Origin of the sequence: Nocardioides sp. GY 10127 (genome assembly GCF_004919085.1) — a bacterium.
Taxonomy (GTDB): Bacteria; Actinomycetota; Actinomycetes; order Propionibacteriales; family Nocardioidaceae; genus Nocardioides.
The window spans coordinates 584,822-603,627 of record NZ_STGL01000003.1 but is presented as its reverse complement, the minus strand read 5'-3'; the positions used below and the strand labels follow the sequence as shown (position 1 = coordinate 603,627).

Sequence of the window (18,806 nt, the reverse complement as noted above, 5' to 3'; positions counted from 1 at the left end):
GTTGCTGGGACACCGCCGGTGCGGCTGTGGCTGAGGGGCGGTGTGTGAGCAACCGTCCGGGTGCGTGACTCGGTTGCTGGGACACCGCCCACTCACGGCTGCCGGCTATGGCAGCGGACGTCATACGTGCTGGCCCTGTGGTGGGCCCAGTCGTATGACGTCCCACGGTCAGCCGGCGAGACACCCTCCCCGAGGTGGCAGCGCACCGGTCCGTGAGTCACGATGGCCTGCGAGATGAGCGACGCCCCCACCCCGCAGGCAGACGCGGTCACCGCCGCCGCCCCGGCCGACCCCGCGGCAGCCGCAGCAGACGCAGCCCCGGCCGCCGCGGACGCCCCGGCCGCCGCGAACGCAACCGCCGACGCAGCATCCGCCGCCGAGACCCCCCAGGCCGCCGCCGAGCACCCCAGCACCCCAGCAACCGACCTGCTCATCACCTACCCCGAGCACCTCCCGGTCTCGGAGCGCCGCGACGACATCGCGGAGGCGATCCGCGACCACCAGGTGGTCGTGGTGGCGGGCGAGACGGGGTCGGGCAAGACCACGCAGCTGCCGAAGATCTGTCTCGAGCTCGGCCGCGGGCGCCAGACGCAGCACACGGCGCGGGACGGCAGGACGCGGGCCCGCGGCGGGCTCATCGGCCACACGCAGCCGCGTCGGATCGCCGCGCGCTCGGTCGCCGAGCGCATCGCCGAGGAGCTGGGCCAGCCGCTGGGCGGCGAGGGCAGCGTCGTCGGCTACCAGGTCCGGTTCACCGACCGCACCAGCCGCGACACCCGCGTGAAGCTGATGACCGACGGCATCCTGCTGGCCGAGCTCCAGCGCGACCGGATGCTCTGGAAGTACGACACGATCATCATCGACGAGGCGCACGAGCGCTCGCTCAACATCGACTTCCTCCTCGGCTACCTCAAGCAGCTCCTCCCGCGCCGCCCCGACCTCAAGCTCGTCATCACCTCCGCCACGATCGACGTCGACCGCTTCGCGCGGCACTTCGCCGACCGCGAGGGCAACCCGGCCCCGGTGGTCGAGGTCTCGGGGCGGACGTTCCCCGTCGAGGTGCGGTACCGCCCGCTGATGGACCTCGACGGCGCGGACGACGCCGACGGCGAGGGCGACGTGGTCGTCCGCGACCAGACCGAGGCGGTCGTCGAGGCCGTCCAGGAGCTGGCCCACGAGGGGCCGGGCGACGTCCTCGTCTTCCTCCCCGGCGAGCGCGAGATCCGCGACACCGCGGACGCCCTGGCGGAGGCCACCGGGTCCGGCGTCCTCGCCCGCGGCGGGGGCACCGAGGTCGTCCCCCTCTACTCGCGCCTGTCGGCCGCCGAGCAGCACCGGGTCTTCGCACCGCACACAGGACGCCGGGTGGTGCTGTCCACCAACGTCGCCGAGACGTCCCTGACCGTCCCGGGCATCCGCTACGTCGTCGACACCGGCGTCGCCCGCATCTCCCGCTACTCCGTGCGCACCAAGGTGCAGCGGCTGCCGATCGAGCCCGTCAGCCAGGCCAGCGCCAACCAGCGCGCCGGCCGCTGCGGCCGCGTCGCGCCGGGCATCGCGATCCGCCTCTACAGCGAGGAGGACTTCGAGGGACGCCCCGAGTTCACCGACCCCGAGATCCTGCGCACCAACCTGGCCAGCGTCATCCTCCAGATGCGCTCGCTCGGCCTGGGCGACCTCGGCCGGTTCCCGTTCGTCGAGCCGCCGGACAAGCGCAACGTCACCGCCGGCGTCCAGCTGCTCGAGGAGCTCGGCGCGATCCGGGTCGGCGAGGCGCGCGCGCCGCAGCCGGCCCCCGCCCGCCGCGAGCGGGGCTCCCGCCCCGAGCGGAACGGCGGCCGCGGACGCGGCAGGAACCAGCGCGAGGACGACGGCCTGACCCCCACCGGGCGCCGGCTCGCCCGCCTGCCCATCGACCCGCGCCTGGGGCGGATGATCCTCGAGGCCGACCGGCTCGGCTGCGTCCGCGAGGTCCTCGTCATCGCCGCGGCGCTCTCGCTGCAGGACCCGCGCGAGCGGCCCGGCCAGGACCACCCGGCCCAGCAGGCGCAGGCCGACCAGGCCCACGCCCGCTACAAGGCCGACGGCTCGGACTTCCTCACCTGGCTCAACCTGTGGCGCTACGTCCGCAAGCAGCAGAAGGAGCTCTCCTCCTCCGCGTTCCGGCGGATGTGCAAGGCCGAGTTCCTCAACTACCTGCGGGTGCGGGAGTGGCAGGACTACGAGTCCCAGCTGCGCCAGGTCTGCAAGGAGATGGACATCGCGATCGGGACGCCGGCCGACGTCCCCGACGCGGACGGCATCCACACCGCCCTGCTCTCCGGGCTGCTCTCGCACATCGGCATGCTGGAGGAGCGGGAGAAGCCCGCGCCGGGCAGCAAGCAGAAGGACCGCCCGCGCGGTCCGCGCGAGTACCTGGGCGCCCGTGGCGCCCGCTTCGCGATCTTCCCCGGCTCGGTGCTGCACCGGAAGAACCCCGCGTTCGTCATGTCCGGCGAGCTGGTGGAGACCAGCCGCCTCTGGGCGCGGCAGAACGCCGCGATCCAGCCCGAGTGGGCCGAGAAGCTGGCCGGCGACCTGGTCAAGCGCAGCTACTCCGAGCCGCACTGGAGCCGCAAGCGGGCCGCGGTGATGGCCTACGAGAAGGTGACGCTCTACGGCGTCCCGCTCGTCGCCGACCGGCTGATCCAGTACGGCACGGTCGACCCGGTGGTGGCCCGCGAGATGTTCCTGCGGTCCGCGCTGGTCGAGGGGGACTGGGCGACGCTGGAGTCGGGCCGGCAGAAGTTCTACGAGCACAACCGGCGCCTCCTGGAGGAGGCCGCCGAGCTCGAGCACCGCGCCCGCCGCCACGACATCGTCGTGAGCGAGGACGCCCTCTTCGACTTCTACGACGCCCGCGTGCCGGCCGACGTGGTCTCCGGCGCGCACTTCGAGCAGTGGTGGAAGAAGGAGCGCCAGCGCAACGCGCGGCTGCTCGACTTCGACCCGGCGATGCTGACCCTCGACACCGCCGACGAGGTCTCCGCCGCCGACTACCCCGAGACGTGGGAGGACGAGGGGCTCACCTTCTCCATCGCCTACCACTTCGAGCCGGGCCACGAGGACGACGGCCTCACCATCGACGTCCCGGTCGCCACGCTCAACCGGGTCGAGGCCGGCGACTTCTCCTGGAACGTCCCCGGCCTGCGCGAGGAGCTCGTCACGAGCCTCATCCGCAGCCTGCCGAAGAACCTCCGGGTCTCCCTGGTCCCGGCCCCGGACAAGGCCCGCGAGTTCCTGCGCACCGTCCCGCCCGGCTCGGAGCCGCTGCTGGACGCCCTGGAGCGCTGGGCGCGCGCCACGACGTCCGTCGTGATCCCCCGCGAGGCGTGGGGCTGGGAGCGCGTGCCCGAGCACCTCAAGCCGACGTTCCGCGTCGTCGACGAGGACGGTCGCGAGCAGGCCCGCGGCAAGGACCTGGAGGCGCTCAAGGAGCCGCTGCGCCCGCAGTTCAGCGAGGCCATGAGCGCGGTGGCCGCCGACTCCGGCCTGGCGCGCACGGGGGAGCGGACCTGGGTCTTCGGCAGCGTCCCCGCCGAGATCACCCAGAAGCGCGCGGGTCACGAGGTGACCGCGTTCCCCGGGCTGGTCGACGAGGGCACGAGCGTGGGCCTCGAGGTCGTCGGCTCCGCGGTCGAGCGGGACGCCCGGCACCGGCTGGCCGTGCGTCGCCTGGTCCTCCTGGCACTGGACGGCGCGGGAGGCGGGCCGGTCGACGACTCGGTCAAGCGGGTGCTCGACGGCCTCGGCAACGCCGAGAAGCTCGGGCTGGCGGGCTCGCCGTACCGCACGGTGGCCGACCTGCTCGAGGACTGCCGCGCCGCGGTCGTCGGCGAGGCCGTGGACGCCCGCCCGGCGGTGCGCGACCAGGCGGCCTTCGACGCGCTGGTGGCCGCCGTCCGCCCCGAGGTGCACGCCCGGCTCAAGGGTCTGCTCGGCGACGTCCTGCGCGTCCTCGACGCGTGGCGGCGCACCGAGAAGGAGCTCTCGGGGCGCACCGAGATGGCGATGCTGCCCGCGCTGGCGGACCTCAACGCCCAGCTGGCCCGGCTCGTCCACGAGGGGTTCGTGGCCGAGGCCGGCCCGACGCGGCTGCGCCGCTACCCGGTCTACCTCCAGGCGATGCGGGTCCGGCGCGAGAAGCTCGGGGAGGGCGCCGGGGCGGTGGGGCGCGACCGCCAGCTCATGGACGCGGTGGCCGGCCTCCAGGAGGCGCACCTGCACCAGCTGGCGGCCCTGCCGGACGGCACCCCGCCGAGCGAGGCCATGAGCGCGGTGCGCTGGATGCTCGAGGAGTACCGCGTCTCGCTCTGGGCCCAGCAGCTCGGCACCGACGGCCCGGTGAGCGACCAGCGGGTGCGCAAGGCGCTGGCCGCTGCCTCCGCGGGCTGAGGCGGACCCACCACCGGGTGGGCGGCCCCGGCGTAGCCTCGTGCGGTGAGCTCACCGCAGTCCCCGCGCCCGCACCACCGGCCGACCCAGAAGACGGCGGCGTTCTTCGAGACCGTCGAGGGCGGCCCGGACCCCATGGTCGTGGGGGAGGCCGCCGACCGCGCCGCCTCCCTCCTCGTCCGCGGCGCGCGGGAGGTCGGGGACGACGAGGTGGCGGACCGGGTCCTGCACCTCGCGGACGCCGAGGGGCTGGAGACCCTCGCCGACCTGTGGGCCGGGGCCCCCGCCGACACGCTCGCCGGCTGCCTGTGGCGGCTCTACCTGCTGCGCTCCTGGGTGCACGCCGACCCGATCGGTGCGGCCCGCGACTTCGAGGCCGGCCGCGCCTCCGCCCAGGTCGCCCGGGTGGTCGCGGGCGTCGCCGACCCGCCCGGACCCGAGGCGCTCAAGGCGATGGTGGACGAGGTGCTGCGCGGCATCGCCACCGGTGACTTCGCCGACGTGCTGTTCCGCGCAGCCGCCTTCGCCCGGGTCGTCGCCGCCGGCCGGGCCACCCGTGAGCAGGCCGAGGACGGTTCCGGCTCGGCGACCAGTGCCGGCGCCGACGTCCGCCGCGTCCTGGCCCTCTCGGAGCAGCTGGAGTCCGCCGGTCACCACGAGCTGCGCGAGCCGCTGGCCTGACCGGGCCACCCCACCGGGGTGCCAGGTGGACGGCGGGGGATGAGATCCCCCCACAGGGGGTTCGGCCCGCACGGCCTTGAGCCCGTGAGGACGTGTCCTAGAATCGACCGGGTACGCCGGGTCGTGGCAGCCCCGGGTCCCAAAATAAGCCGCTTCGAGCGGCCACGCGCCGTGAGGCGCTCCCGGCCCGGCGTACACCTCTCCCACCGGCCCGAGGGCGCCGCGCGCGACGTCGGACGTTGCGGACCCCACCCGTCCGGGTGTCAGTGCCCCGGACTCGCCCCGCGATCGCGACGAGCGACCTAGGCTCTTGCTGTGAGGTCCCTCCTGCGCCGCTCCGCCACCTCCTCGTCGCGCGCTGCGGGCAGCACCGGCAGCACCGGCAGCACCGGCCGGGGAGGATCGCTGGGGGAGCGCCTGCGCCGCGCGGTCGCCCGCCCGCTGCGTCGACCGGTGGATCGCGTGGCCCGCGGCCTCGTCGTCACCTACGCGCCGCGGCCCGACGGCCGGCCGGACCCGGGCGAGGTCGTCTGGGCCTGGGTCACCTACGAGGAGGACCCGCGCCAGGGCAAGGACCGGCCCGTCCTCCTGGTCGCCCGCGACCGCAAGCGCCTCTACGGGCTCATGCTCACCAGCCAGGACCACGATCGGGACGCCGCCCAGGAGGCCCGCTGGGGCCGCTACTGGATGGACGTCGGGTCGGGCGCCTGGGACCGGCAGCGACGCCCCTCGGAGGTCCGGCTGGACCGGCTCATCGAGATCGAGGAGACGTCCGTGCGGCGCGAGGGCGCGGCGCTGGACCGGGCCCGGTTCGACGCCGTCGTCACCGAGGCCAGGCGCTTCCACCGCCTGCTCTGAGCCCGGCGTCACGTCCGCGACGATCCGTCGGCCCCTGGCCCGCCTGGGTATGGTCGGCGTGCCCGGAGCACGCGACGATCACGTCGCCGGCTGCCGTCGGGCACGAGCACAGGAGGACACACTGGTGGGCGCAGCACCCAGGCGCAGGCGGACGACCGCGGCCGTGGCCGTACTTCTCACCGGGCTCCTGCTCGCGGGCTGCACCGGCACGGGCGGCACCGGTGGCAGCGGCGACGCGGACGGCTCCGCCTCCGCCTTGACGTCCGCGTCCTCGTCGGCCTCCACCGCCACGGGGGAGCGCGCCGAGCTCACCCTCGGCCTGTGGGGCGCGAAGCCCGTCGTGCGCGCCTACCGCCGCGCGGTCCAGCGCTACAACGCGCAGTCGGTGCTCGCCCACGTCACCCTCACGGTCTGGAAGGACCGCGAGGACGCGATGTCCGACATCGAGGCCGGGGACGTCCCCGACATCTACCTGGCCAGCCGCCGGGACCTCGCGTGGCTCCTGGACCACGACCTCACGAAGCCGGTCGACGAGCTCCTCGACGAGCGGTTCGTCGACTTCGGTGACGACTACTCCCGCGACGCCCTCGAGGCCTTCTCCTCCGACCGCCGGCTCCAGTGCATGCCGACGACGGTCGACCCGCAGGTCGTCTACTACAACACCGACCTCATCGACTTCGAGGAGATGGCGGCCAAGGGCAAGGACGTGCCCTCGGACCCGTACACCAGCTGGACGTTCGACCAGGCGCTCGTCGCCGCCCGCTGGGCCACCAGCCCCCGGCACGGCGACGCGGAGGCCGGGATCTACATCGACCCCAGCCTCGGCGGCATCGCGGCGTTCCTGTACTCCGGCGGCGGTCAGCTCTTCGACGACGAGGACTCCCCGACGTCCCTCGCCCTCTCCTCCGACTCCGACGTGGACGCGCTCGAGCGCATCCTCAAGGTCATGCGCAGCTCGCGGCTCTCGCTGCCCGCCGACGAGGAGAACCAGGCGGACGCCGTGAAGGCCTTCGAGAAGGGCGACCTGGCGATGATGGTCGGGACCCGCTCGATGGTGCCCGAGCTGCGGAAGTCCGGCGTCAGCTTCGACGTCATGCCGATCCCGGGTCTCGACTCCCAGGCGACGGTGGGGGAGACCCAGGCGTTCTGCCTCGACCCCGGCACCAGCTCGCTCGCCGGCTCGGCCGACCTGCTGGCCTACCTGGTCTCCGACGAGGTCATGCGTCCCGTCGCGGCGACCGGCTACGTGGTGCCCGCCAACCAGTCCGTGGCGCTGAGCAACTCGTTCGTGCAGAAGAGCCAGCAGCCGGCCCACGCCTCGACGTTCACGTACACGCTGCGCCACCTCAAGACGGCGCCGCTGCTCACCGAGTGGGACGAGCTGCTGAGCTCGGTGAACCCGCTCATCGAGGGCATGGTCACGCAGACCGACAAGGTCGACGTACCGCTCCAGACGAGCATCATCGACAGCCTGTCCCGCGAGATCCTCCCGCAGCCGGAGTCCAGCGAGGAGTCCTCCGACGGGGCGAGCGCCGGCTCGGACGGGTAGCCCGGGGCCCTCGGGTCCGCTCCGGCGGTGGGGTCCGCTCAGTCGGTGGGCTCCGCGGGGGGCTCCTCGCCCCCGCGCGGGGTGCCCGGGCCGGACCCGTGGCGCTCGTGCCGGCGAGCGGCCGCCTCGTCGGCGTCCAGGATGGCCTTGACCATCACCGGGCCGATGAGCTCGCGCTGCCAGCGGCGCGCACCGAGCTCGACCAGGCGGCCGTCGACGGCCACCGCGAGGTCCTCCGGGTCGCGCGTGCGCGGCGGGGACCACAGCACCCGACGCAGGTAGTCGGGGGTCAGCAGGTTCTCGGCGGGCACGTGCAGCCGCTCCGAGATCGCGGTGACCTCCTCGCGGGCCTGGTGGAGCCGGTCCGCGGCCACCGGGTCGCGCTCGGCCCAGGCCCGCACCACGGGCGGCCCGTCGCCACGCAGGGCGCGGGGCGGGAGCTCGTCGTCCTCGAGGGAGAGGGTGCGCTGCAGGGCCTCGACCCATCGGGTCGCGTAGCGCTCGGCGCCCCGACCGTTGAAGCCCTTGAGGGTCAGCAGGGACGAGCGGTCCTGCGGCAGCGAGGCGGCGGCGGCGGTGATCGCCGAGTCGGGCAGCACCCGGCTCGGGGTCACGTCCCGCCGCTGGGCGATGCCGTCGCGGGCCTCCCACAGCAGCTTCACGGCGGCCAGGGCCCGGCGTCCACGGAGCCGGTGCACGCCGGAGGTGCGGCGCCAGGGGTCCTCGCGGACGTTCGGCTCGAAGTCCAGCAGCGCCGCGAACTCCTGGGCGGCCCACTCGGCCTTGCCCTGCTCGACCAGCTCGCGGGCGAGGACCTCGCGCAGCTCGACCAGCACCTCGACGTCCAGGGCGGCGTACACGAGCCAGGGCTCGGGCAGCGGACGCGTGGACCAGTCGACGGCGGAGTGCTCCTTCTTCAGACGGCGCCCCAGCAGCTCCTCGACGATGCTGGCCAGGCCCACGCGGGCGTGGCCCAGCAGGCGGCCGGCCAGCTCGGTGTCGAAGAGGGCGTGCGGGTGCAGCCCCTCGGCGCGCAGGCAGGGCAGGTCCTGGGTGGCCGCGTGCAGGATCCACTCGGCCTCGCCGATGGCCTCCTGGAGGGGGCTCAGGTCGTCGAACGCGGTGGGGTCGATGAGGTGCGAGCCGGACCCGGTGCGACGCAGCTGGATCAGGTAGGCGCGGCTGGAGTAGCGGTAGCCGGAGGCCCGCTCGGCGTCGATGGCGACGGGCCCGGTGCCGGCCGCCACGGCGGCGCAGGTCGCGGCCAGCGCCTCGGGGGTGTCGACGACCCGGGGCAGCGGGTCGCGCAGCTCCAGCAGAGGGACGGCGACGTGCTCCGGGTGCGGGGCGTCGGTGTGCGGGGCGTCCGGGTGCTGCGGCTCCGTCTGCGCAGTGGGCTCGGGCTGGTCCGTCGTCCCGCTCATCGGTCGGAGCCGCGACGGATCGGGAGCAGCGCCACGCCCTCGGGCAGCGGCGGGAGGCCCGCCGCCGAGCACAGCAGCTCGCCCCAGGCCGAGACGTGGGCCGCCAGGTCGGGCACGGCGTCCGGGTGGGCGTCCTCGGCCCCGGGCGTCCAGGACGCGCGGACCTCGATCTGGGCGGTGCCGCCCTCGTCCGCCATCTCGCCGAAGGCGTCGGTGGCCACGCGCGTGACCGTGCCGGCGACGTGGTGGTGGGGTGCGCCGTGCGAGGCGAGGGCCTCGGTGAGCCAGGACCAGGCGGCGCCCGGCAGCATGAGGTCGGAGACCATCTCGACCTCGATCTCGGCGCGCGCGTAGGCGACGCAGCGGAAGGTGCCCTCCCAGGCGTCGTTGCCGGCGGGGTCGTGCAGGACGATGATCCGTCCGGTGCCCACGTCGGTGCCGTCGACGACCACGTCGGCCGACATGGCGGCCGCGAACGGGGCGATGCGCTGGGGTGCGGGGGCCGCCTCGACGAGGAGCTCGGGACGGACGCGCGCCCGGCGCATCGCCGCCACCGCCTCGGTGAAGGCGGGAGGCTCGGAGGGCGCGGCGACGCCGCGGCCCGTCTCGTGACGGACGACCATGACGACCACAGTACGACGTGGGGGCCCGCAGAGGATGTGGGAACACGCCGGGGCACCTGCGACGATGGCGGGGTGAGCAGCGCGAACCCCACCCAGGACTCCCCGTTCCTCGCAGCCCTCCGCGGCCAGGAGGTGTCCCGGACGCCGGTCTGGTACATGCGCCAGGCGGGTCGCTCGCTGCCCGAGTACCTCAAGGTCCGCGAGGGCGTCGGCATGCTCGAGTCCTGCATGGACGCCGACCTCATCACCGAGATCACGCTCCAGCCGGTCCGCCGCTACGGCGTCGACGCGGCCATCTTCTTCTCCGACATCGTGCTGCCGCTCAAGGCGGTGGGCGTCGACCTCGACATCAAGCCGGGCGTCGGCCCGGTGGTGGCGAACCCGGTGCGCACGCTCGAGGACGTCGCGGCCATCCCGGACCTGACCCCCGAGCACGTCGGCTTCATCACCCAGGCGGTGCGCAACCTCGTCGCCGAGCTCGGCCCCACGCCGCTCATCGGCTTCGCGGGGGCGCCGTTCACCGTGGCGTCCTACCTGGTCGAGGGCGGGCCCTCGAAGGAGCACGCGCGCACCAAGGCGATGATGTTCGGCGCCCCGGACGTCTGGGACGCGCTGCTGCGCAAGATCGGCGGGATCGCCGCGGCCTTCCTCCAGGTCCAGGTGGACGCCGGCGCGAGCGCCGTGCAGCTCTTCGACTCGTGGGCGGGGGCGCTCACGCCCGCCGACTACGCCGAGCACGTGATGCCGCACTCGGCCCGGGTCCTGGCGGCGGCCGGCGAGCTCGGGGTGCCGCGCATCCACTTCGGCGTCGGCACCTCCAACCTGCTCGACCTCATGGGCGAGGCCGGCGCCGACGTGGTGGGCGTCGACTGGCGCACCCCGCTGGAGCGCGGGATCGCGATGGTCGGCGACCGGGGCGTCCAGGGCAACCTCGACCCGACGCTGGTCTTCGCCCCCACCGAGGTGATGCTCGCGCGCGCCGCCGAGGTCATCGAGGCCGGCCGGGCCGCCAAGGGCCACGTCTTCAACCTGGGCCACGGCGTTCTGCCCTCCACCGACCCGGCGCAGCTCCAGCGGCTCACCGAGTTCGTGCAGACCTACCCGCTCACCCCGCGGGGCTGATCCCGCCCCCGGCGGACGCTGCGGCCCGGCGCCGCCTGCGCACGACCAGGTAGCCGGGGACGCCCACGAGGGCCAGCGGCACCGCGAACGGGAGCACGGCGCCGAGCGCGGTCGCCCCGCCGGTGACCACCCCGACGAGCGCGCGCCAGCCGTGCCGCAGCCCGGCCACGAAGCCGGTCGCGTCCTCCGCCTCACCGACGACGACCTCCTCGGTGAGACGGACGTCGAGCGTGATGGTCGACAGCGACGTCCGGTCGGCCAGGGCCGCCTGCTGGCGCAGGAGGCTGGTGAGCGCCGCCTGACGGCGGGTCAGCTGCGCCTCCACCCGCACGACGTCGCGGATGCTCCGGGCGCGGTCGAGCAGCTCCTCGATGCGCCGGATGCTGCGCCGCTGCACCCGGACCCGCACCGCGGTGTCCACGACCTGGGTGGTGACGTCCTCGCTGGAGGAGGTCGCGTCACGCAGCACCCCCAGGTCGGACAGGCCCGCCATCGCCTCGTCGAAGGCGTCGGACGGCACCCGCAGGGTGAGCCCGGCGCGCTGGACTGTGCCGTCGTGGTCGGCGCGCGTGCTGGCGTCGCTCACGGTGCCCCCGAGGCCCGCGGCGAGGCCACGGGCGTCGGAGACGGCGTCCTCGACGTCGTCGGCGGAGAGCGAGACGTGGCCCGTGGAGATCAGCTGGGGCTCGAGCGTCCCGACCGTCCCGTTCCCCGAGCCCCTCGAGAGCCGGCTGACGGTCGAGGAGGTGACGGCGGCGGTACCCCCGGCGACCGCCGCGTCGCCCTCGCTCACCGCCCCGGCACCGGCAACGGCCTCGGAGTCCGAGGTTCCGACGCCCTCGCTCGCGCAGGCGGCCACGGGGAGGAGGAGGGCCAGGAGGACGGCCAGCCCGGCCGCGCGCTGCGCGGGGCCGGTCCTCCGGGAGGGGCGGGCAGCGCGGGTCGTGCTGGTCGGGTGCGTCATGGTGGTGTGACGCACACCGGCGAGGGGTGGTTCCGGGACCGTCGTCCGCACCCGGCCGGGCCCTCGGTCACCGGTGCGCCGCCGGGGGACCCGACGCTGACGCCTGTCGGGTGTCGCCGTGGCACCCTGGACGCGTGACGTGGGACGTGATCGTCGTCGGAGGTGGCATCGCCGGACTGGCTGCCGCCCGTGAGCTGGAGAAGGCGGGCCGCAGCGTGCTCGTCCTGGAGGGCTCGCCCGAGGTGGGCGGCAAGCTCAAGCGTGCCGATGTGGCGGGGCACCTCGTCGACGTCGGGGCCGAGGCGATGCTCAACCGCCGCCCCGAGGGCGTCGACCTGGCCGCCGAGGTGGGCCTGGAGGTCGAGCACCCGGTGCTCGCCCGGTCCCGCGTCTGGACGCGGGGGGAGCTGCGGCCGTTGCCGCGCTCGCTCATGGGCGTCCCGCAGGACACGTCGGCGCTCGCGGCGTCCGGCATCCTCACGCCCGCGGAGATGGAGCGGGTGCTGGCCGAGCCAGGGCTGCCGCCGCTGGAGCTCGCCGACGACGAGGACGTCTCCGTCGGTGAGCTCGTGGACGCCCGGTTCGGCCACGCCGTCACCGACCGCCTCGTCGAGCCGCTGCTGGGTGGGGTCTACGCGGGCCACGCCCGCGACATCTCCGCCCGGGCGGCCGTCCCGCAGCTGATCCGGATGGCGAAGGAGGGCTCGCTCCTGGAGGCGGGCCGCGCGTCGACGGACACCACGGCCAGCACCTACCAGGCCCCGGTCTTCGCGGGCATCCCCGGCGGGATGGGCCTGCTGCCCGAGCGGCTCGCGGCCGGGCTGACCGTGCGCACGGGCGCCATGGTCCGCGGCCTGGAGCGCGGGGCCGTGGGCGGCTGGCGGCTGCTCGTGGGGCCGGCGAGCCACCCCGAGTGGCTGGAGGCCGACGCCGTCGTCCTGGCGACCCCCTCCCACCCCGCGGCGCGCCTGCTCGCGGACGTCGCGCCGGTCGCGTCCCGTCGCCTCGACGCCATGGAGGCCGCCTCCGTCGCCGTCGTCACCTTCGCCTTCCGGGCACAGGACGTGCGGGCGCTCGACGAGATGGACGCCTCCGGCTTCCTCGTCCCGCCCGTCGACGGCCACCGGATCAAGGCGTCCACCTGGTCGTTCGCCAAGTGGGGCTGGGTCCGCGAGGCGGGGGCGGCCGACGGCCTTGCCTTCCTGCGCACCTCGCTCGGCCGGCACCGCGAGGAGGAGGCCCTCCAGCGTTCCGACGAGGGCCTCGTCGCCCTCTCGCGGATGGACCTGCACACCGCCGTCGACCTCACCGCCGAGCCCGTGGCCACCCACGTGCAGCGCTGGGGCGCCGGGCTGCCGCAGTACGCGCCCGGGCACCTCGACGCCGTCGCCGCGGTACGGGCGGACGTCGCGGCGCTTCCGGGCCTGGCGGTCTGCGGCGCCACCTACGACGGCGTGGGTATCCCGGCCGTCATCGCGTCGGCGCAGCGCGCCGCCCGCGAGGTGCTCGCGCCCGCCGGGGTCTGAGCCCCCTCACGCTTCCTCTCACCGTCGAGACAGAATGGAACCCATGAGCGACACCCAGACCAACGCCGCCCGCCTGCGGGAGATCAACGACACCATCCGCTACACCATGTGGTCGGTCTTCAAGCTGCGCGACGTGCTCGGCGAGGCCGACCGTGACGCCGAGGCCGCCGAGGTCGAGAAGCTCTTCGCCGGCCTGGCCGAGTCGGGCGTCGTCGTCCGCGGCGTCTACGACGTGGCGGGCCTCCGCGCGGACGCCGACCTGATGGTGTGGTGGCACGCGCCGACCTCCGAGGAGCTCCAGGCCGCCTACCACGCGTTTCGCCGCACCACGTTCGGCGCGCGGCTGGAGCCGGTCTGGTCGCAGCTCGCGCTGCACCGCCCCGCCGAGTTCAACCGTAGCCACGTCCCGGCGTTCCTCGCCGACGAGAACGCCAAGGCGCACGTCTGCGTGTACCCGTTCGTGCGTTCCTACGAGTGGTACCTGCTGCCCGAGGAGGAGCGCCGCGCGCTGCTCGTCGAGCACGGCCAGATGGCCCGCGACTACCCGGACGTCCGTGCGAACACCATGAACTCGTTCGCGCTCGGCGACTACGAGTGGATCCTCGCGTTCGAGGCCGACGAGCTGTACCGGATCGTCGACCTCATGCGTGAGCTCCGCGCCTCGGGCGCCCGCCGTCACGTGCGCGAGGAGATCCCGTTCTACACCGGCGCCAAGACGCCGATCGCCGAGCTGGTCGCGAAGCTGCCCTGAGCCTTCCCTGAGCCCGCGCTGGTCCTGCCCTGGTCCTGCCCTGGTCCTGCCCGGCACCGGGGCCCGACGGTGGCCGCCCTAGTCGATCGACAGGGCGGCCACCATCGCGGAGGTCGGGTCGTAGACCGAGCGGATCGTCCGCAGCCGCTGCCACGTGCCGGGGCTGAACGCGGTGCCGACCCGGGCGGCGTCCGGCTCGATGTCGTCGGTGAAGGTGAGGGCGCACGCCTCCACCTCCCACCGCCGCAGGGCGGCGAGGACGCGCTCGGCGACCGCCTCGGCGGCGGCGCCGATCTCGCGGGTGGGGACGAGGGCGATGCAGTGCGCCACGAGCTCGCCCGGCATCGCCGAGAGCGCCCCGCCGTGCGGCGCTGGGCGGGCGATCGCCCCGCCGACGTGGCGCAGCTCGACCGCCATGAGCGGGGCGATGTCGACGGTGGCCGCGAGGAACGCGGTCGCACCCGCCTCGTCCAGCGGCCCGAGCACCGTGTGCGCCGTGAGGCCCGGCGCCGGGTGCGGCGGGTCCATGTGCACGGCGGTCGCCTCGGTGGTGGGCATGCGGTGGAAGGTGTCCATCTCGGCGCCCAGCGCACGCAGCGGCGCCAGCAGGGCCTCGGCCTCGGCGTCGCCGCAGGTGAGGAGCCCGTCGATGACCACCACCCGCCGACCCGAGAGGAACGGGGGCAGGTCGGGGAGCGGGGGGAATTCCATGATCCGCAGGCTCGTGGTGGCGGCCTCGTCGAGCCCCCGCGTCCAGTCGAGCCAGGCGCGGGTGACGGGCTCGGCCTGCGTCCCGTCCCACAGCAGCATCCCCGACACCACGTCGGTGTAGGGGAGCAGATCGATCTCGAGGGCGGTGACGACCCCCAGGTTCCCGGAGCCGCCGCGCAGCGCCCAGAACAGGTCCGGGTTCTCCTCCGCGTCGGCGCGCAGCAGCTCGCCGGTCGGCATCACGACCTCGACGGCACGCACGGTGTTGATCCCGAGGCCGTGACGGCGGCCGTAGAACGACAGCCCGCCGGAGAGCAGGTACCCGACGACGCCCACGTCGGGCGCGGTCCCGTGCGGCGCGGTGAGTCCGTGCGGGGCGGCTGCCTCCAGCACGTCCTGCCACTGCGTGCCGCCCAGCACGCGGGCGGTGCGCGCCTCGGCGTCGACGGTGACGCCGGTGAGCGCCGCCAGCCGTAGCAGCAGGGCGTCGTCCAGGCGACCCGTCAGCGGCCCCGCCCCGTGCCCCGTGTTCTGCGGGGCCACCCGCAGGCCCGCGGCGTGGGCCGCGCGCACCAGGGCCGCCACCTGGCCGGGGGTCTCCGGCACGGCGACGGCGGCCGGACGCTGGTCGAAGGCCAGGTTCCAGGGCAGCCGCTCGGCCTCGTAGCCGGGCTCGCCGGGCAGGTGGACCCGGCCGGGGGCGACGGCGCGGAGCGCGGCGACGCCGGGGCGGGAGGAGAGCGGGGTGGACGTCATGGCGCACCTCGTCGGTCGGGCCCACCGGGTGGGCTCGCGGGCTGGGGCCGAGGGCTCGGCGGCACCACGATGGCGGCGTGGCGCTCCGGGCGGGAACGTCCGTGCCGCCGGGGTGCAGTGCCGGGAAAGGACGCCGACGGCGTCCGTCATCGTGCGTGACTTCGCCGCGTCCGGCTCGTTGACGCTTGTGACAGCCCATCCGCGACCACGGCTCCTGCGGGAGAGACGGGTCCTCTTCCCCGGAGGAACCGCATGACCCGCATCGTGATCGACGACGTCGACGACCTCTCCGACCTGCTGATGGCCCTCGCCTCGGTCCAGTCCGCGTTCGCCGAGGGACGGGCCCGCTTCGGCGCGCACGAGGAGACGTTCAGCAAGAGCGCCACCGCCGGCGCACCGAGGGCCGCCGAGCGCTACGAGGACGAGGACGCCGAGCTCCTCCCGCCGCTGGTCGAGTACGTGCCCTGCCCCCGGCGCGGGACCCACCTGCGGCTCACCGAGTGCTGGATGTGCTGGTGCGACGTCCAGCAGGGGCTCTGTGACGCCCTCGACGCGCTGTCGCCGGTCGCGTGGCCGGCGGCCTCGCTGTCGGGGCCGTTCGGGGAGGCTGGGCGGACTGAGCCGCCCACGGGTGGGCGCTGACGCCGCCGGCGCTCAGCCGGCGACGGGCCCCGAGCCGTCCGCCGGCTCGAGCGTGAGCGAGATGCTGTTGATGCAGTAGCGGTCGCCGGTCGGGGTGCCGTAGCCGTCCGGGAAGACGTGCCCCAGGTGCGAGCCGCAGGACGCGCAGCGCACCTCGACGCGCTTCATCCCGTAGGCGTTGTCCTCGAGGTACTCGACCGTGGCCTCGCCCTGGTCGTCCTGGAGGGGCTGGTAGAAGCTCGGCCAGCCGCAGCCGGAGTGGAACTTCGTCTCGGACTCGAAGAGCTTCGCCTGGCACGCCTTGCACCGGTACACGCCGACGGTCTCGGTGTCGGTGAGGCGACCGACGCCGGCCCGCTCGGTCCCGGCCTGGCGCAGGACGTGGAACTCCTCGGGGGAGAGCTGCTCGCGCCACTCCTCGTCGGTCTTGCTGACCTGGTACCGCTCGGTGTCGCTCGTGTGGTCCGCCATGCCTCCAGCGTACGGAGGCGGGCCAGCCCCGGTCGGGCGGGCGGGATCGTGAGCCAGCCGTGACCTGTCCGGGGGCGGTCCGGCGGCACTCGTCTGCGAGCATGGCCGGGCCATGCGTACTGTCACGACCTCCCGCGCTCCCCGTCCTGCTAGCCGTCCCGCCACCTGGGCCGTCCTCGGTGCCGCCCTGCTCCTGGGCGCCGGTCTCACGGCCTGCTCGGCGGACTCCTCGGACGACTCCTCGGGCTCCTCGTCCGCCTCGGGCTCTTCGGGCTCCTCGTCGGCGCGGGCCGACGCGTCCTCGTCCTCCACCCTCGCCTCCGACGCGGCGACCATGCCGACGTCGGTGCCGAGCACGACGAAGACCCTCATGACGCGCGACGTCGTCCTCGTCCTGGACGACGGCAGCGGGGCCGAGGCCTGCCTGGGCCCGATCGCGCAGACCGTGCCGCCGCAGTGCACCGGCACGCCGCTGGACGGCTTCTCCTTCGCCGACGAGAAGAAGGCCTCCTGGGTCAAGCGCGGCGGGGTCACCTACGGGCAGTTCGAGCTGGTCGGCACCTGGGACGGCGAGACGTTCACCGTCCGGACGGCGACCCCGGCCGCCGACTACGACGGCCCCTCGGTCGCCGTCTCGACGCCCGCCCCGCCGCTGCGCCGCCTCACCGACGACCAGCTCGCGGCGATCTCCCAGGAGGTCAGCGGGGTGCCCGGGGTGACCGGCTCGTACGTGGGGGAGGACAGCCAGGTCGTGGCCACGACTCCCTGGGACGACGGGTCGATCCAGGAGTACTGCAACGTCGCCTACGGCACGAACACCGTCCAGGTCGTCTCCGTCCTGGTCCGCGACCGCACCTGACCGCAGCCGGTCACGCGCCGGTGGTCAGAACCCGGTCGTGCAGCGGGGTTCGGGGCCCGCGTCGTCCGCCATGGCGGCGAACGCCTCGACGCCCGGTCCGGTGACCCGCCCGGCGGCCGCGAGGGTGCCGACGCGGCGGTCGCCGAGGTAGAGCGCGCCGAGGGTCTCCACCGCCAGGTGGACGTCGGCGGGGTCCGTGGTGGGCTCGACCCGGGCGGCGCCCTTCTCGGTGCTCACCCGGAACCGGCCGCCGGCCAGGCCCAGCCGGTCCGCGACGTCCAGGACGACGGAGCCGTCCTCGCGCCAGGGGCGGGCCTCCAGGGCCGTCGGCACGTCGAGGAGCCGGACCCACAGCATGTCGCGCACCGACTCGGTGGCGACGGCGCGGGGGTCGGTCACCGCCACGTCCAGCGGGTCGTCGAGCCGGATCTTGGCCCGCACCGTCTCGGTGAGGTCGACGCCGCCGAGGAACTCCCACAGCCGCAGGTAGGCCGTGGCGGTGAGGGCGAGGAGGCCCTGGACCTCGACCACGCCGCCGCTGAACCCGCTTCCCTCGCTGCGGTGCTTCCACCGGGCGTAGCCGTCGACGAGACCGGCCGCGTCGCGGTGCAGCACGACCCGGGTGGCCCGGTCGGGGCCGGAGGCCTCCCAGTCCCAGCCGGCGCCGAACAGCTCGTAGAACGCCGGGCGGTCGACCTCGCCGCGGGTCGACGCCAGGTGCCGGGCGAAGACCTCGGCCACGTGCGGCTGGGCCTCGGCCGGGTCGAGCAGCTCCAGGGAGCCGTCGTCGGAGAACGGGTGCAGCGCGAAGCGTCCGGGTCGCACGTCCACCGCGACGAGGCGGAAGCGGGTGGCGGCGCCGAACCCGAAGCGTCCGTAGATCCCGCCCTCGGAGACGGTGAGCGCGGCCAGCGGGAGGCCGCGGTCCCGGGCGTCGGTGAGGTCGTCGCGCATGAGGCGGGAGAGGACGCCGCGCCGGCGGTGGGTGGGCGCCACGGTGACGTCGCTGATCAGGTGGGCGGGCAGCAGGCGCCCGTCGCCGACGTTGACCTGCTGGTCCCAGCTGCTGAACGTGCCCACGGGCCGGGGCGAGGAGGCCAGGGAGGACGTCGGGAGGGCGGCCCGCATCGTCACCCGGTCGGCGCGGCTGTGGGCCAGCCACTTCTCGCGCTGCTCGTCGGTGAGCGAGCCCTCGTGGAACCCGCGGGACCAGGCGTCGCCGTAGGCGTCCAGCAGCTCCTTCTCCGGGCCCTCGGTCGCGTCGAGGTCGAGGACGCGGTACTCGAGGTCGGGCCCGTGGGTGCTGTCGGGGGTGCTGTCGGGGGTGCTGTCGGGGGTGCTGCTGGGGGTGCTGCCGGGGGTGGTCACGGGCTCCACCGTAGGCGCCGGGTGCCGGTGGTCGCCACGCGGTTTGCGGGGGCCGGCGGCGGCGAGG

General features: G+C 74.8%; 15 protein-coding genes. 9 read left to right on the top strand and 6 right to left on the bottom strand.

The window, feature by feature from the left end:
- The first annotated feature begins 234 nt into the window (after positions 1–234).
- From hrpA to E8D37_RS06370, 4 genes are all read left to right on the top strand, one after another.
- Positions 235–4,434 (top strand): ATP-dependent RNA helicase HrpA, encoded by a 4,200-nt coding sequence (gene hrpA / locus E8D37_RS06385; protein WP_168929646.1) that lies wholly within the window; start codon positions 235–237, stop codon positions 4,432–4,434.
- 45 nt (positions 4,435–4,479) lie between these two features.
- Entirely contained in the window at positions 4,480–5,115 is a 636-nt protein-coding gene (locus tag E8D37_RS06380) for a hypothetical protein (RefSeq protein ID WP_136568898.1), read from the top strand.
- A gap of 315 nt (positions 5,116–5,430) precedes the next feature.
- Positions 5,431–5,973 (top strand): type II toxin-antitoxin system PemK/MazF family toxin, encoded by a 543-nt coding sequence (locus E8D37_RS06375; protein ID WP_136568897.1) that lies wholly within the window; start codon positions 5,431–5,433, stop codon positions 5,971–5,973.
- 163 nt (positions 5,974–6,136) lie between these two features.
- Positions 6,137–7,522, top strand: a complete 1,386-nt coding sequence (locus E8D37_RS06370) for an extracellular solute-binding protein (protein ID WP_168929645.1) — start codon at positions 6,137–6,139, stop codon at positions 7,520–7,522.
- Between the two features lie 38 nt (positions 7,523–7,560).
- Here E8D37_RS06370 and E8D37_RS06365 read toward each other — a convergent pair whose 3' ends face one another.
- Positions 7,561–8,946, bottom strand: coding sequence for a ribonuclease D (locus E8D37_RS06365; protein ID WP_136568895.1), 1,386 nt, complete (start codon positions 8,944–8,946; stop codon positions 7,561–7,563).
- The gene (locus tag E8D37_RS06360; protein WP_136568894.1) at positions 8,943–9,569 is read right to left on the bottom strand and encodes a DUF3000 domain-containing protein; all 627 of its coding nucleotides are present in this window, start codon (positions 9,567–9,569) and stop codon (positions 8,943–8,945) included. The genes E8D37_RS06365 and E8D37_RS06360 overlap by 4 nt, the downstream gene beginning before the upstream one ends.
- A 72-nt stretch (positions 9,570–9,641) precedes the next feature.
- Here E8D37_RS06360 and hemE point away from each other — a divergent pair, with 72 nt between their 5' ends.
- Positions 9,642–10,691, top strand: a complete 1,050-nt coding sequence (hemE, locus tag E8D37_RS06355) for a uroporphyrinogen decarboxylase (RefSeq protein WP_206055591.1) — start codon at positions 9,642–9,644, stop codon at positions 10,689–10,691.
- Here the strand turns inward: hemE and E8D37_RS06350 are convergent.
- A complete protein-coding gene (locus E8D37_RS06350; protein ID WP_168929644.1) occupies positions 10,675–11,670 on the bottom strand; it encodes a DUF4349 domain-containing protein in 996 nt (331 codons plus the stop codon). The two genes, hemE and E8D37_RS06350, sit on opposite strands and share 17 nt — an antisense overlap.
- Positions 11,671–11,789: 119 nt before the next feature.
- Here E8D37_RS06350 and hemG point away from each other — a divergent pair, with 119 nt between their 5' ends.
- Entirely contained in the window at positions 11,790–13,181 is a 1,392-nt protein-coding gene (hemG, locus tag E8D37_RS06345) for a protoporphyrinogen oxidase (protein ID WP_240770223.1), read from the top strand.
- A gap of 43 nt (positions 13,182–13,224) precedes the next feature.
- The gene (hemQ, locus tag E8D37_RS06340; RefSeq protein WP_206055590.1) at positions 13,225–13,932 is read left to right on the top strand and encodes a hydrogen peroxide-dependent heme synthase; all 708 of its coding nucleotides are present in this window, start codon (positions 13,225–13,227) and stop codon (positions 13,930–13,932) included.
- A 78-nt stretch (positions 13,933–14,010) separates the two neighbouring features.
- On the opposite strand, the gene E8D37_RS06335 is transcribed toward hemQ, so the two are convergent.
- Positions 14,011–15,399, bottom strand: a complete 1,389-nt coding sequence (locus E8D37_RS06335; protein ID WP_136568890.1) for an FAD-binding protein — start codon at positions 15,397–15,399, stop codon at positions 14,011–14,013.
- A 252-nt stretch (positions 15,400–15,651) separates the two neighbouring features.
- On the opposite strand from E8D37_RS06335, the gene E8D37_RS06330 reads away from it, so the two are divergent.
- Entirely contained in the window at positions 15,652–16,041 is a 390-nt protein-coding gene (locus E8D37_RS06330) for a hypothetical protein (RefSeq protein WP_136568889.1), read from the top strand.
- Between the two features lie 12 nt (positions 16,042–16,053).
- Here E8D37_RS06330 and msrB read toward each other — a convergent pair whose 3' ends face one another.
- Positions 16,054–16,512: a peptide-methionine (R)-S-oxide reductase MsrB gene (gene msrB / locus E8D37_RS06325; protein ID WP_136568888.1), complete on the bottom strand. Its 459-nt coding sequence runs from the start codon at positions 16,510–16,512 to the stop codon at positions 16,054–16,056.
- A 112-nt stretch (positions 16,513–16,624) separates the two neighbouring features.
- Here msrB and E8D37_RS06320 point away from each other — a divergent pair, with 112 nt between their 5' ends.
- Positions 16,625–17,371: a hypothetical protein gene (locus tag E8D37_RS06320; RefSeq protein ID WP_136568887.1), complete on the top strand. Its 747-nt coding sequence runs from the start codon at positions 16,625–16,627 to the stop codon at positions 17,369–17,371.
- Positions 17,372–17,395: 24 nt separating this feature from the next.
- Here E8D37_RS06320 and E8D37_RS06315 read toward each other — a convergent pair whose 3' ends face one another.
- Positions 17,396–18,739 carry a GNAT family N-acetyltransferase gene (locus tag E8D37_RS06315; RefSeq protein WP_168929643.1) on the bottom strand — a complete coding sequence of 448 codons (1,344 nt, stop codon included), beginning with the start codon at positions 18,737–18,739 and terminating at the stop codon, positions 17,396–17,398.
- Positions 18,740–18,806: the final 67 nt, after the last annotated feature.